Origin of the sequence: Modicisalibacter xianhensis (genome assembly GCF_900113605.1) — a bacterium.
Classification (GTDB): domain Bacteria; phylum Pseudomonadota; class Gammaproteobacteria; order Pseudomonadales; family Halomonadaceae; genus Modicisalibacter; species Modicisalibacter xianhensis.
In genome coordinates this window covers 20,407-32,985 of record NZ_FOPY01000008.1, presented here as the reverse complement: position 1 = coordinate 32,985, position 12,579 = coordinate 20,407, and the positions used below count along the sequence as shown (strand labels likewise).

Below are 12,579 nucleotides of genomic sequence, written 5' to 3'. Positions count from 1 at the left end.
GCGACGTCTTTCTAGTATTCAGTCAAACGCACGGTGCCATGCCGTGCTGACACGGGATTGTAATGCAAGGGACCTATCGGCACTAGCTCATGAAACTTAACGCTAGCGAAGAAATTTCTGCAAAATTGAAGGCTTAGCGCAAGCGACGCTGGCGTTCAGGCGATCTTGCCGAGCTTGAGCATGGTACGCAGCAAGGTATCGACGCTGGTATCGGTCTGCTGGAAGTCGGCCATCAGCGCGCGCAGGCGGCGTTCGAATTCCTGGGGGTCTTCCTGGCTCGGAACTTCTTCGGCCTCAGGTTCAGGCTTGGGGCTGCTCTTGTCGAGTTCTCTCAGGGCCTGGGCGAAGGCATCATCGAGTTCACGAAACTTGCGTAACTTTTCTCTCTCGTCCATCTGACGAGACTGGGATCTGGAAGATTTCATGTATCAAGGTAACCACGGGTTATTCAACGAAACGAGTGTGAAATTGACCATTCGGTGTGGCCGGGTGTTGGTTCCTGTTGCGGGAACCCACGATTCTTCTCAGACGCGCGCCGTCGGGTGGCGTGTTCGGGCTGACGAGCCTGAAGGTAGCTGTGCATTTATGCAGTTAACGGATGGAAACTCAACCCCTGCACATTCGTCAAGCCTGATGCCAGCGATTTGGCAAATGTTTGGCAGAAAGGCACAAAAAAAGCCCGACCATAGGTCGGGCTGCAAAAACAGGGAAATACCGGATTCAGTCTGGAATCAGATATCAGGGTTATCTTATCTTACGTTGCGTAACACTTCATTACATTTCGCCTGACTGCTTTCAACGCTAACGACACAGCGATCAACTCTCGGCCGGCAAGACCCATGCTTCGACGGTCTCGGCCCCATGTTCTGCCTTCCAGGCCTTGAGCGTCTTGTGGTTGGCGCTACGGGTCTCGATCCGTTCGCCGGTATGCGGGTTTTCATACACTCGCGTCTTGCGCTTGCGGCGGCCATCGCTGGGGGCTGCAGGCGTGTCTGGTGAGGCGGTCGGAACTGTCGGCGTGGGTATCGGCTCAGGCAGGGACTCAAGCAGCGCCACCACGTCGGCCGTGTGCTTGTCGAAATCCGCCATGAGGGTGTCGAGGCGGGTCTTGAAAGCCAGGTCGGCCTGGAGTTGCGTGTCGCGCTCCATGGCCCTCAGCTCGTCGTCGAGTTCCTTGAGCTGCTGCTCCTTGAGCAGATATTCGCTTAGCAGGGACATGCGGTCGTTGCCTTTGATGAGGGGTCGCTGCGCCTCATTATTGTTGTTGTCATTTCGCCTGCCAAGCCATCTCTGCCTACGTGTGATTTGGATGTGTGCCCTTGGCATATATAGCGGTCTCTCTCCTCCGCCCGGCAAGACGTGTTAACCTAATCTAAAGTTAATGGTTAACAAAGAGTATGAAGCATGCCCCACCCCTACCCGACGCTATGGCACCCGTATGCCCAGATGCAGACCCAGCCGAAGGCACCGCGAGTCGTCGGTGGCCGGGGCGCCTGGCTGCACCTCGAAGACGATGAGGCCCTGCTGGATGCCACCTGTTCCTGGTGGTGCATGATCCACGGTTACGGCCACCCTCGCCTGGTCAATGCGCTCAAGGCCCAGGCGGATACCCTGTGCCATGTCATGCTCGGCGGACTGACCCACGACCCGGCCCAGCAACTGGCCGATGCCCTGGTGCGCATCACGCCCGAGGGGCTCAACCATGTGTTCTTTTCGGACAGTGGCTCGGTGGGCATGGAAGTGGCCATGAAGATGGCCGTGCAGTACCAGGTACAACGTGGCCATCCCGAGAAGCACAGGATGCTGTCGCTAATGCGCGCTTATCATGGCGATACCACGGGGTGCATGGCGGTTTGCGACCCTGAGGAAGGCATGCATTCGCTATTTGCCGGATTCCTGCCCCGTCATCATTTCGCCCCGGCCCCGACGGCCCCGTTCGATGCCCCACGCGAGGCAGTCGAGGCGGATATTGCCGCGCTACGCCAGGCACTCGAGCGCCACCATCATGAAATCGCCGCCCTGCTCATGGAGCCGCTGCTGCAGGCCGCCGGCGGGCTCAACATGACCTCGCCGCACTACGTGCGCACCGCACGAAAGCTGTGTGACGAATTCGGCGTACTGCTGGTTTTCGATGAGGTCGCGACCGGCTTCGGGCGCACCGGCAAGTGCTTCGCGGCGGAACATGCCGACGTGACACCGGACATCATGGTGCTCTCCAAGGGACTGACTGGCGGGTATCTGGGTCACGCTGCCACGTTGGCGACGAGTCGCGTCTATGAGGCCTTTCTCAGCGACGACCCGGGCCATGCCTTCATGCACGGCCCCACGTTCATGGGCAACCCGCTGGCCTGCCGGTTGGCGCTGGAGAGCCTGGCGATCTTCGAAGAGGAAGATTACCTGGGCAAGATCGCCACGCTGAACGACGTCCTGCGCCATGAACTGCTCGAAGATACGGCCCTGCGCCAGCATTCTGACGTGGATGACGTGCGCGTGCTGGGCGCGACGGCCGTCATCGAGGCCAAGGCAGCGGAATGCCTCGAAGGGGTTCAGGCCTTTGCCAGGCAGCACGGTGTGTGGCTACGCCCGTTCGGTCGCTGGCTGTATACCATGCCGGCCTATGTCACCACGCCCGATGAGATGCGCCAGATCACCTCGGTGATGAAAGCCTGGTTTCTCGACCCCGACCAGTGAGCGGCCAAGCGTCAGGCGACATTTCTTCACCCAACGTTAATGTCGTTGTCATGAGGAAACGTCACTCTGAATCTGCCGGATAGCGCTGACGGGCTACCGTACACCCCCTCGAGACAAGGGATAATGTCGTTCAGCGTGTAGGGACACGAAGAGGGAAAGAAAGAGGGGAAAGGCAGGCACAGGAGGTGCCCAGGGATGACAGGCCACGGCCGAGCAGCAGGACGCTGACCAGGGATGACGAAGAGATTTTGCCATGGAGCCCCTCCATGGCATTTCTTTATGCGTAGGGAGTGCTTCAATGTGGCAAGTATACTTGTCGAGACAAGACGTCAATCAAGAAAGCGGTCAATGACCTGATCGACACCAATCAGCGGAATGATCCGGGCCAGAACCTCTTCCATTACGCCCTCACCTGCTTCACACACGTACGATGCCTTTCGCTCTTTCCACGAGAGGGTCTGAATCAAGCTGGCAGCCACGACCGAGGCCTTATCCAGCCCATGAACCGGCACTTCAGTCAGGCCACCTCGGATGCTGGTACTGATCGGGCAGCAAATGACCAAGCCTGTCTGCTGATTGTAGCGCTGGGAAGACAGGATCAAGGCTGGGCGATACTTTCCGATTTCCTTCCCTTTGGTAGGTTCAAAATCAAGCCAGACAATATGATTGCGCTGGGGTACGTATCGGGCCATCACTCACCCAGCTCGCGCTGCGATACTGACGCAATCTCATCGGCATGAGCTGTGCTTGCATCCAGCCCTTGCAACAATTGGTCTTCCGAATAGGGAAAACGTGCCTTGCCTCGCTTATCGACAGATGCCTGAACGATGATCTTACCGTTCTCCACCGTGACCTCGACGGCGCTCGACACATCAATATGAGCTTGCGTCAGCAGATGCCGGGGCAACCGTAGCGCAGCACTATTGCCCCATTTCTTGATTTCGGTTTTCATCCCCACCACCCATGTATCTACAGATGTAGATACACATTATGACTCTCCAACTTGGTTGTGACAAGTTCGACAATCAAAGATGGCCTATCATACAGGATGCAGCCAGTCCCTATAGGCCGCCAGGCCGTTGTCGCGCTCGCCACGCACCAGGCTGCGGTAGAGCCGCTGGATCTCGCGTGTCACGGGGCGCTCCCCGCCCCGGCCGATCTGGCGCCCGTCCAGTTCGCGGATCGGCAGGATTTCTGCTGCGGTCCCGGTAAAGAAGGCTTCGTCGGCGGTGTAGACTTCGTCGCGGGTAATGCGACGCTCATGCACCGTCATGCCCAGCCGTTCGCGTGCCAGCACGATGACCGTATCGCGGGTGATACCCTGCAGGCACGAAGTCACCTCGGGTGTATGCAGCACGCCGTCGCGCACCAGGAAGATGTTTTCCGCCGAGCCCTCGGCGACATAGCCTTCGGGATCGAGCATGAGGGTTTCATCGAAGCCCGCCTTCACGGCCGTATTCAGCGCTAGCATCGAGTTGACGTAGTGGCCGTTGGTCTTGGCACGGCACAGGCTGATGTTGACGTGATGCCGGCTCCACGACGAGGTCAGCACGCGCAGGCCTTGCTCGGCGGCGTCCGCGGAGATGTAATGATCCAGGTACCAGGCGGGAATCATCACGTTCGTACTCAGTCCCTGGGCGCGCAGGCCCATCCCTTCAGCCCCGAAGTACACGGTCGGCTTGAGATAGGCATTGGTCAGCCCATTGCGCCGCAATGCCTCGCACTGGGCCTCGATCAGCACAGGCGCGGTGGTCTCCAGCCCCATGTCGAGCGAGTGTGCGCTGTCTAGCAGGCGCCGCGTATGGGCCTCGACCCGGAACAGATGCGCACCGTTCGGCCCATCATACGCCCGCACGCCCTCGAAGCAGCCCATGCCATAATGCAGGGTATGCGTGAGCAGGTGCGTCTTGGCCTCGCGCCAGGGAATGAACTCCCCGTTCAGCCAGAACCAGCCGTCGCGGTCGCTGATCGATTCCATGGTCTGCCCTTCTTGTTGTGGGTGTGTAGTCATCGCTCGAATCGCAGGGGATGGAACGCTTCCAGATCGAGTGCAGGCGTTTCACCGTCGATCAACTGCCCGGTCAGCTCGGCGCTGGCGGCGGAGAGCGTCCAACCGAAGGTGCCGTGACCGGTGTTGATGAACAGGTTTTCCTGGCGCCCCCTGCCGATGGCCGGCGGCCCGTCAGGCAGCATGGGCCGAAAACCGGTCCACGTTTCGGCCCGGTCGAGGTTGGCCACGCCAGGGAAACGAGAAATAATGGCCTTGCGAATGGTTGCCAAACGAGATAACGGTATATTTCTATTCAACTCGGCCAGCTCGACGAATCCAGTCGCACGCAGGCGGTCGCCCAGGCGTGTCGCCACGACCTTGTAGCGGTCGTCGATCACCGTGGAGCATGGTGCCTTGGCATCGTCCAGGATGGGCGCGGTCAGCGAGTAGCCCTTGACCGGGTAGATCGGCAGGCGCAGGCCCAAACGCTTGCCCAGCGTACGTGAGTCACAGCCCGCGCACAGCACGACGGCATCGGCCTCGAGCGTCTCGGCCTGCCCTGCCGGTGCGCCCTTGATCTGAGCCACGGCAGGGGTGGCGGGCCGCAACGTCAGGCCGGTCACGCGGCCCTGTTGCGTGGTGGCCGAATCGACCTCGGTGTGCCAGCGGAACTCGACGCCCATGGCGCGGCACTGCTCGGCCAGCGACCGGGTGAACTCCTGGCAATCCCCAGTGCCGTCCTGGGCCATGCGCAACGCGCCGAACAGCGGGGCCTCGCCCGTGAGCCCGGGCTCGTAATCGTAGACCTGGGCGGGCGTGAGCCACTGGGCATCGATGCCCAGCTCGTCGAGCAGCCCGGTGCTGGCCTTGAGCCCTTCCGCGGTAGCAGCGTCGCTGGCCAGGTCGATCAGCCCGCCGTGCCCGCCATCGAATGCCAGCGACAACGTGTCCTGCAGTTCGAGAAAGCACTGCCGGCTATAGGCGCCCAGCCTGAGCATGGCCCGCTTGTTCTTATCGAACAGGCCCGGCGTCTTGGCCAGGCGCCATGTCGCCAGCAGGAACTGCAGGGTACAGGGCGACGGTGGCAGCGACATTTTCAGCGGGCCGTCGGCCTTGACCAGCCAGGGCAGCGCCTTCTTGAGCATAGCCGGAGAGGCCCAGGGATATACGTAGCCATAGGAGCGCTGGCCGGCATTGCCCCGGCTGGTTTCTTCCGCCGGGGCAGCGTGGCGCTCGATGACGACGACGTCATGGCCCCGGCGAGCCAGGGCGTATGCCGTGGTCACGCCCACCACGCCTGCCCCGATCACGGCTATCCGCATACGCTATCCTTGTCGTCAACGCGTGTGTATATCACAACATGATGCCACCTGGGCATCGGCCTCGCTCAAGCTGCCGTAACGTGCCCAGCCCTGTCGCCACGACTCGATCAGCTCACGCTGATGCGGCTGCAGGGATTGATACTTCCACGCCGCGATCTCGGCATTTTGCGGGTCGTGAACGTTAGTACGGCTGCCAGCCAGGGTCGCGATCACGGCATGGCCGCACAGCGGCACATAGCCCTCCGAATAGCCACCTTCGTGGATCATGACAAGGCGCCCCTGGCAGAACTGGTCCGCTAGTGCCTGGAACTGGGCGGTCATCTCGGCGAAGGCAGCGCTATTGAGCAGCATCTTGCCCAGCGGGTCCTTGCCGCAGGCATCGTAACCACAGGCGATGACGATCATCTCGGGCTGGAAGGCGGTCACGGCCGGCAACACCAGGCGCTGCAGGGCATGGCGATAGGCACCGATGCCGCAACCGGGTGGCAGCGGCAGGTTGAGCGTGGTGCCAAGGGCATCGCCCTGCCCTTGTTCCTCGAACTCGCCGGTATCCAGCGGGTAGTTGCCCGCCTGGTGGATCGACACGCTGAAGACCTCGGGATCGTCGTAGAAGGCCGACTGGGTACCGTTGCCGTGGTGAACATCCCAGTCGATCACGGCGATGCGTCGTGGTGTCGATTCGCTGCGGTGTTTCTGAAGGCGCCTGAGTGCGATGGGAATGTTACCCAGCAGGCAGAAGCCGCGCCCGCGATCGGCCTCGGCATGGTGCCCCGGGGGGCGGCACAGCGCGTAGGCCGTGCGGTGGCGCCCATGGGCCACGTCGTCGATGGCGGCAATCGCCAGCCCCGCCGACTGGCGCGCTGCCGCCAGGCTCCCCGCCGTGTAGGGCGCGCCCTCACCGGCATCGCCCCAGCCGCGCTGGCTTCCCACCTCGAGCTCGTCGAGATAGCGCGGGGTATGAAAGCACGCCAGGTCGTCGCGGGTCGCCGCCGGTGGCTTGCTGACCGTCAGCTCATCGATGAGCCCCGAGACTTCCAGCAGGTTCTTCAGGCGCCGCTTGCTCTCCGGGCTCTCCGAGGCCGGCTGCGGCTGCAGGTACTCGCCGGGCGCCGAGAATACGCCGATCGCGCCGGGATCGTGCCAGAAGCAGCGCTCATGCCAGTAGAAGCCGCAACTGCGTGAGGTCATGCCGTCTCCTCGTCCTTGCCTTGATCCTTCCCTGGGTCCTTGCCCTGGCTCTTGTCCTGAAGCCGCTCCCAGACCTCGACGGCGGCGGCGAGGTCCTCCAGCGAGGCGCCTACCGACTTGAACACCGTGATAGCTTCGGCGGCGTCGCGTCCCGGCTGCTCGCCACGCAGCAGTTCAGCCAGTTCGGCACGAATCGCCTCGAAGCGGAACCGGCCTTCGTCAACAGCCTGATGGATGTCGCCCGCCTCGCCACGCGCTCCGGCATAGGTATCAACGAACACCTCGCCGCGGGCCAGGCACTCGGCGTCGCTCTCGCGCATGTCGGGCCGGAACGCCCCGACCAGGTCCAGGTGCGTGCCGGGCCGCAGCCAGTCGCCATGGATCAGCGGCTCACGGGAAAGCGTCGCGCAACTGACGATATCTGCCTCGCCCACCGCCGCCTGCAAGTCATCGACCGCCGCGCAGTCGAAGCGATCCGCATACTCGCGGGCCAGCCTGGCGGCCTTGTCCGGGTTGCGCCCCCAGATCCGGACGCGGCGTAACGGGCGAACGGCGGCATGCGCCTCGATCAGCATCGGGGCAAGCTTGCCGGTACCCACCATCAGCAGCGATTCGGCGTCCTCCCTGGCCAGGGCGCGCGACGCCAGCGCCGAAGCCGCCGCGGTGCGCCGTCGGGTCAGCTCGCTGCCTTCGATGCAGGCTAGTGGCCGGCCATGACGGCCTTCGCAGAGTACGTAGAGCCCCGAGATCGCCGGCAGGCCCTGTTCGGCATTCTGCGGGAAGACGTTGACCATCTTCATGCCGATATAGCCCGCCGGCTCCCAGGCGGGCATCAGCAGCATGGTGGCCTCGCCATCGTCGCGATGCATGGCATGGTGATGGCGCGGCGGTGCCTCGACACCTTCGAGGAACGTGTCCCCGAGCCGGTCGACGAGCGCCAGCCAGGGCAGCGACGCGGCGACTTCCTCCGCGGAAACGATGCGCATGTCAGCCCTCCGCCAGCGCGGCCACCACCATGATCTCGACCTTCCACTCGGGCCTGGCCAGGCGTGCCTCGACACAGGCACGTACCGGCGGCCGGCCGGGCGCGACCCAGGCATCCCAGGCGGCGTTCATGGCGTCGAATTCGGCCATGTCGGTGACCCAGATCGTCGCCGACAACAGGCGGTCCTTGCCGGAGCCGGCGTTATCCAACAGTCGCTCGATGGTCTCGAGCACCTGTTGGGTCTGGCCCTGCATGTCGGCACTCGGATCGTGGGGCACCTGGCCTGCCAGGTAGACGGTGCCGTTGTGCACGGTCACTTGGCTCATGCGCTTGCCGGCGTCGGTGTAGTGAATAACGCCCATGGCGTGGTCTCCTTTTGATGATGTGTCTTGCGGGGTCAAGTGGTACCGAAGCCTCGCAGGAACGCCGCCAGGTTGTTGCCCAGGCTTGGCGTTGGGTAACCGCCCTCCTGCACCAGCACGGTGGGCAGGTCGAGCGCGTTCAGTCGTGCGCCGATCGGCGTGAAGTCTTCGGTGTCCAGCGCCAGTCCAGCCAGCGGATCGTCCTTGTGCGCATCCAGCCCCAGCGCGACGATCAGCGCCTCGGGCCGGAATGCGGCCATGCCTTCTAGAAGCCGGTCGAGGGCCTCGATAAAACCTCTGCCATTGCTATCGATAGATAACGGTATATTTAGGTTGGCGCCTTCACCGTCGCCACTGCCACGCTCGTCGGCACCGCCCCAGAAGAACGGGTAGAACTCGCTGGGGTCGGCATGCAGCGAACCGGTCCACACGTCGCCACGCGCATAGAAGATGTCCTGCGTGCCGTTGCCGTGGTGCAGGTCGACATCGACGATGGCCACGCGCGCGTAGCGTTCGCGAAGGATGCAGGCAGCCAGCGCGGCATTGTTGAGGAAGCAGAAGCCGCCCGCCCGCTCGGGGCCGGCATGGTGGCCCGGCGGCCGGCACAGCGCATAGGCCGCACGTTCGCCGCCCTTCACCGCATCCGCCGCGGCCTCGGCGCTGGCGGCACTGGCCAAGATGCCGGCGAAACTGTCCGCCCCGATCGGGCAGGCCATGTCGTGCAGGTGCCAGCCGGCCTGCCCGATGGGGTGCTCGGGGTAATGATGCCCCCCGCCGGCGGGATGCACGTTAGGCGCCACCAGCTCGGCAGCGCCGGGCATGGCGCGCCAGCGGGCGTGGATGGTCTCGAGGAACTGCAGGTAGCGCGGAGTATGGATCGTCTCCAGGCGCTGGCGCAGCCCAGGGCTATCGATGGACGCGGGTGATGAAAGCCGCAGCCCCAGGCCGCCTAGGGCCTCGGCCAGGCGCTCGGCGCGCTCCGGCCGTTCCGGCGAGGGTGCCGGCGCACCGCGAAGCAGAAACGTGGCTGGCGCATGGCGATCCTGCGCCGGGGAATAGAAGCATTGCATGGGCACCTCAATCCAGCAGGCCGGGAATCCAGGTCGACAGCGCCGGGAACAGCGCCAGCAGCACGATCACCGCAATGAAGGCCGCGTAGAACGGCAGCGAGGCAACGATGGCCCGCTCGTACGGCACCTGGGCGATACGTGCCGCGGTCATCAGCGTCATGCCCACCGGTGGCGTCACGTTGGCGATGTTCAGGGTGACGATCATGACGATGGCGAAGTGCAGCGGATCGAACCCCAGGCTGACCATGGCCGGCACGACCACCGGGCCGATGACCACCAATGCCGGCAGCACGTCCATGACCGTGCCGATGACGATCAGCAGCAAGCACACCAGCATGATCTGGATGAACGGCACATCGCTGATGGTGGTGATCAGTTCCGCCGCGTCGCGGGCGATGCCCGAACGGGTGACGAACCAGCCGAGCACCGCCGAGGTGGCGAGCAGGAAGAACACTACCCCGGAAAAGCGCACCGTGGTCACCAGGGCGTCCCATACCTTGCGCAGTGTCAGGTTGCGGTAGAAGACAAAGCCGATGGCAATGGCATACACCGCCGCGAAACCGGAGGCCTCGGTGATGGTGGTCATGCCGGAGAGAATGCCGCCGAGAATGATCAACGGCACCAGCAGCGCAGGCAGCGCCGAGAAGAACGCCATCAGCGCTACCTTGATCGGTGTCGCACCCTGCTTGGGATAGCCGCGCAGCCAGGCCAACACCACGCTGGTCATCAGCAGCGTCAACGCCATCAGCAGCCCCGGCAGGATGCCGCCGGCGAACAGGTCGATGACCGAGATATCGCGCAGCAGCGTGGCGTAGACGACCATCACAACGCTGGGCGGAATGATCGGCCCGATGATCGATGAGCAGGCGGTCACGGCGGCGGCATACTCGGCGTCGTAGCCCTGCTTCTTCATCTCAGGAATCATGATCTTGCCGATGGCCACGGTATCGGTGATCGCCGCGCCGGTCAGGCCGGCGAAGAACAGCGATACGGTCACGTTGACATGACTCAGCGCACCGCGCACGCGCCCCAGCAAGGCGTTGTTGAAGGTGATCAGCTTTTGGGTCAGGCCGCCCTGGTTCATCAGCTCGGCGGTGAAGATGAAGTATGGTACGGCAATCAGCATGTAGCCCGAGACGCCGGAGAACATGCGGTCGGCAATGATGCCGACCAGACGCTCGCCGCCCAGGGCATAACTGCCGGCAACCCCGGAGACCGCCATGACCACGGCGACCGGCGCGCCAATCAGCAGGACGACGACAAAGGCAACGATGGCAGGCGTCATGAGTGGCTCTCCCGGGGCTCGCCGAGCGCCTCGTCGATCAGGGCGTTCTCGTTGTCAAAGTGCTCGAGCAGGTCATAGCCATGCACGAGATGCAGCAGGAAGATCGCCCCGGTCAACGGCACGGTGATGGCCGTCCAGTGCCGGGAAATCTGGATGTTGTCGGAGACCATGTAGACCTGCGAGGCATTCAGGAAGAAGCCCCAGCCATACCAGATCAGCAGCAGCGCAAAGCCCGCCATGACCAGCAGCGTGGCGATGGCGGCCAGCTTGACCAGCGGCGCCGGCAGCAGGCGCACCAGCAGCGTCATGGCCACGTGTTCGCCGGAGCGCAACGCGATGGTAGTCGATATCAGCCCGATCCAGGGCAGGAACAGGCGCGCCAGCGAGTAGGTCCAGCTCAGCGCATCGCCGGTGAACAGGGTATACAGGAAGCCGGTGAACGAGATGGCCAGCATGGCCAGCACGCAGCCGACACACAGCACGATGGCGACCCGATTGACGCCATCGCTCACTTGACGGGCGGCACTCAATAGCGACATGGCTCGGTCCTGGAAAATGTCCGGGAAACGCCGCCGCGCCGGTCGGCACAGCGGCGGCTAGCCTTACTGGCCGTAGCGCTGGTAGGCCTGCTCAGGGAGTGTTTCACGCAGCGTCTGCACTTCGGCGAGCAGGTCGTTGACCAGTTGCTCGTCCATGCCGAACTCGTTGACGATCCACTCCTTCCAGGCCGGGCGGGCAATCTCGGCCATCTTGGCGCGCTCGTCGGCGGGCATGATGTAGCACTTCTCGAACAGCTCGCAGGACTTCTGCCAACTGGCCGTCGCCAGTGCCCCGGAAGCGCCGTGACTCAGCGCAATGGCCTCGCGCGCGGACTCGGTGATCACACGCTGGTACTCCTCGGGCAGCGACTGGTACCAGTCCTCGCTGACCACCCAGCTGGCGCTGTTGTAGACGTGCCCGGTCAGCGTGGTGTAGTCGGTGACCTCGTCCAGGCCGTAGGTGGTATTGATCACCGGCGCGTTGAACTGGCCGTCGGCCAGGCCCGTCTCCAGTGCCGTGATCAGCTCGCCCCAGGGCAGCGGCGTGGCGGAAGCGCCGAGCGCGCGCATGGTGGCGACGTGGGCCGGGTTCTCCTCGGTGCGGATGTTCAGCCCCTCGAGATCGTCGACGGTCTCGATCAGGTGCTCGTTGTTGGTGAAGGCCACGAAACCGCCACCGTCATCGAAGGTACCCAGGTAGCGCATGTTGGCGGCATCGATGGTGCCCTTCATGAAGTTCGCGAACCACTCGCCATCGAAGAACGCCCAGGCCTGGCGCCAGTTGTCGAACAAGAATGGCGCCGTGACGGCTTGATAGTCCTGGTAGAACGAGGACATGGCACCAGAGGTGAGGATCGTCGACTGCAAGGCGCGTCCGCCGGATTGGACCTGCGAGCCGGTTTCCACCTCGGAGCCCAACTGGCCACCGCCGAAGATAGTGACCGCGACATCGCCATCGGTACGCGACTCGACCAGGTCCTTGAAGTGGACCAGGGCCGGATAGATGCTGTTGTTGGTGAGGTTTTCGGGAATCAGCGTGGCGATGGCCATCTCGTATTCCTGGGCCTCGGCTTGCGCGGCGCCAAAGGACAACGGAAGCACCGCCGCGACGGCAGTGACCGTGAGGAGCGTCTTCGGATGCATGTGC

General features: G+C 63.4%; 14 protein-coding genes. 1 reads left to right on the top strand and 13 read right to left on the bottom strand.

Going from position 1 to position 12,579, the window contains the following annotated elements; genetic code table 11:
* Positions 1–155: 155 nt before the first annotated feature.
* The gene (locus tag BM194_RS10815; RefSeq protein WP_092846612.1) at positions 156–425 is read right to left on the bottom strand and encodes a hypothetical protein; all 270 of its coding nucleotides are present in this window, start codon (positions 423–425) and stop codon (positions 156–158) included.
* Positions 426–816: 391 nt separating this feature from the next.
* Positions 817–1,218 (bottom strand): histone-like nucleoid-structuring protein, MvaT/MvaU family, encoded by a 402-nt coding sequence (locus BM194_RS10810; protein WP_092846610.1) that lies wholly within the window; start codon positions 1,216–1,218, stop codon positions 817–819.
* 186 nt (positions 1,219–1,404) lie between these two features.
* Here BM194_RS10810 and bioA point away from each other — a divergent pair, with 186 nt between their 5' ends.
* Positions 1,405–2,691: an adenosylmethionine--8-amino-7-oxononanoate transaminase gene (bioA, locus tag BM194_RS10805; RefSeq protein ID WP_092846608.1), complete on the top strand. Its 1,287-nt coding sequence runs from the start codon at positions 1,405–1,407 to the stop codon at positions 2,689–2,691.
* A gap of 329 nt (positions 2,692–3,020) precedes the next feature.
* Here the strand turns inward: bioA and BM194_RS10800 are convergent, their stop codons facing one another.
* The 11 genes from BM194_RS10800 to BM194_RS10750 all read right to left on the bottom strand — a co-directional run bounded on the left by BM194_RS10800 (position 3,021) and on the right by BM194_RS10750 (position 12,575).
* Positions 3,021–3,383 (bottom strand): type II toxin-antitoxin system PemK/MazF family toxin, encoded by a 363-nt coding sequence (locus BM194_RS10800; RefSeq protein ID WP_092846606.1) that lies wholly within the window; start codon positions 3,381–3,383, stop codon positions 3,021–3,023.
* On the bottom strand, positions 3,383–3,643 hold the full coding sequence (locus tag BM194_RS10795) for an AbrB/MazE/SpoVT family DNA-binding domain-containing protein (protein ID WP_092846604.1): 261 nt from the start codon (positions 3,641–3,643) through the stop codon (positions 3,383–3,385). The genes BM194_RS10800 and BM194_RS10795 overlap by 1 nt, the downstream gene beginning before the upstream one ends.
* A gap of 87 nt (positions 3,644–3,730) precedes the next feature.
* The gene (locus tag BM194_RS10790; RefSeq protein ID WP_092846602.1) at positions 3,731–4,669 is read right to left on the bottom strand and encodes a branched-chain amino acid transaminase; all 939 of its coding nucleotides are present in this window, start codon (positions 4,667–4,669) and stop codon (positions 3,731–3,733) included.
* Between the two features lie 29 nt (positions 4,670–4,698).
* A complete protein-coding gene (locus BM194_RS10785; protein ID WP_092846600.1) occupies positions 4,699–6,003 on the bottom strand; it encodes a D-amino acid dehydrogenase in 1,305 nt (434 codons plus the stop codon).
* Positions 6,004–6,018: 15 nt separating this feature from the next.
* The gene (locus BM194_RS10780) at positions 6,019–7,191 is read right to left on the bottom strand and encodes a class II histone deacetylase (protein ID WP_092846599.1); all 1,173 of its coding nucleotides are present in this window, start codon (positions 7,189–7,191) and stop codon (positions 6,019–6,021) included.
* Positions 7,188–8,177 (bottom strand): bifunctional Delta(1)-pyrroline-2-carboxylate/Delta(1)-piperideine-2-carboxylate reductase, encoded by a 990-nt coding sequence (lhpI, locus tag BM194_RS10775; protein ID WP_092846597.1) that lies wholly within the window; start codon positions 8,175–8,177, stop codon positions 7,188–7,190. Before lhpI ends, BM194_RS10780 begins: the two co-directional genes overlap by 4 nt.
* A gap of 1 nt (position 8,178) precedes the next feature.
* Complete coding sequence (locus BM194_RS10770; RefSeq protein ID WP_092846595.1) at positions 8,179–8,538, bottom strand: RidA family protein; 360 nt, start codon at positions 8,536–8,538, stop codon at positions 8,179–8,181.
* Between the two features lie 35 nt (positions 8,539–8,573).
* Complete coding sequence (locus BM194_RS10765) at positions 8,574–9,608, bottom strand: histone deacetylase family protein (protein ID WP_092846593.1); 1,035 nt, start codon at positions 9,606–9,608, stop codon at positions 8,574–8,576.
* A gap of 7 nt (positions 9,609–9,615) precedes the next feature.
* Positions 9,616–10,893, bottom strand: coding sequence for a TRAP transporter large permease (locus tag BM194_RS10760; RefSeq protein WP_092846591.1), 1,278 nt, complete (start codon positions 10,891–10,893; stop codon positions 9,616–9,618).
* Positions 10,890–11,432 (bottom strand): TRAP transporter small permease, encoded by a 543-nt coding sequence (locus BM194_RS10755; RefSeq protein ID WP_092846589.1) that lies wholly within the window; start codon positions 11,430–11,432, stop codon positions 10,890–10,892. The genes BM194_RS10760 and BM194_RS10755 overlap by 4 nt, the downstream gene beginning before the upstream one ends.
* A gap of 63 nt (positions 11,433–11,495) precedes the next feature.
* Positions 11,496–12,575, bottom strand: a complete 1,080-nt coding sequence (locus BM194_RS10750; RefSeq protein ID WP_092846587.1) for a TRAP transporter substrate-binding protein — start codon at positions 12,573–12,575, stop codon at positions 11,496–11,498.
* Positions 12,576–12,579 lie beyond the last annotated feature (4 nt).

What these genes read in the sequence shown, in the direction of transcription:
- BM194_RS10790 (WP_092846602.1), bottom strand. Translation starts at nt 4,669, where the DNA reads ATGGAATCGATCAGCGACCGCGACGGCTGGTTCTGGCTGAACGGGGAG.
- BM194_RS10750 (WP_092846587.1), bottom strand. Translation starts at nt 12,575, where the DNA reads ATGCATCCGAAGACGCTCCTCACGGTCACTGCCGTCGCGGCGGTGCTT.
- BM194_RS10780 (WP_092846599.1), bottom strand. Translation starts at nt 7,191, where the DNA reads ATGACCTCACGCAGTTGCGGCTTCTACTGGCATGAGCGCTGCTTCTGG.
- lhpI (WP_092846597.1), bottom strand. Translation starts at nt 8,177, where the DNA reads ATGCGCATCGTTTCCGCGGAGGAAGTCGCCGCGTCGCTGCCCTGGCTG.
- BM194_RS10810 (WP_092846610.1), bottom strand. Translation starts at nt 1,218, where the DNA reads ATGTCCCTGCTAAGCGAATATCTGCTCAAGGAGCAGCAGCTCAAGGAA.
- BM194_RS10795 (WP_092846604.1), bottom strand. Translation starts at nt 3,643, where the DNA reads ATGAAAACCGAAATCAAGAAATGGGGCAATAGTGCTGCGCTACGGTTG.
- BM194_RS10800 (WP_092846606.1), bottom strand. Translation starts at nt 3,383, where the DNA reads ATGGCCCGATACGTACCCCAGCGCAATCATATTGTCTGGCTTGATTTT.
- BM194_RS10770 (WP_092846595.1), bottom strand. Translation starts at nt 8,538, where the DNA reads ATGGGCGTTATTCACTACACCGACGCCGGCAAGCGCATGAGCCAAGTG.
- BM194_RS10760 (WP_092846591.1), bottom strand. Translation starts at nt 10,893, where the DNA reads ATGACGCCTGCCATCGTTGCCTTTGTCGTCGTCCTGCTGATTGGCGCG.
- BM194_RS10815 (WP_092846612.1), bottom strand. Translation starts at nt 425, where the DNA reads ATGAAATCTTCCAGATCCCAGTCTCGTCAGATGGACGAGAGAGAAAAG.
- BM194_RS10755 (WP_092846589.1), bottom strand. Translation starts at nt 11,432, where the DNA reads ATGTCGCTATTGAGTGCCGCCCGTCAAGTGAGCGATGGCGTCAATCGG.
- bioA (WP_092846608.1), top strand. Translation starts at nt 1,405, where the DNA reads ATGCCCCACCCCTACCCGACGCTATGGCACCCGTATGCCCAGATGCAG.
- BM194_RS10765 (WP_092846593.1), bottom strand. Translation starts at nt 9,608, where the DNA reads ATGCAATGCTTCTATTCCCCGGCGCAGGATCGCCATGCGCCAGCCACG.
- BM194_RS10785 (WP_092846600.1), bottom strand. Translation starts at nt 6,003, where the DNA reads ATGCGGATAGCCGTGATCGGGGCAGGCGTGGTGGGCGTGACCACGGCA.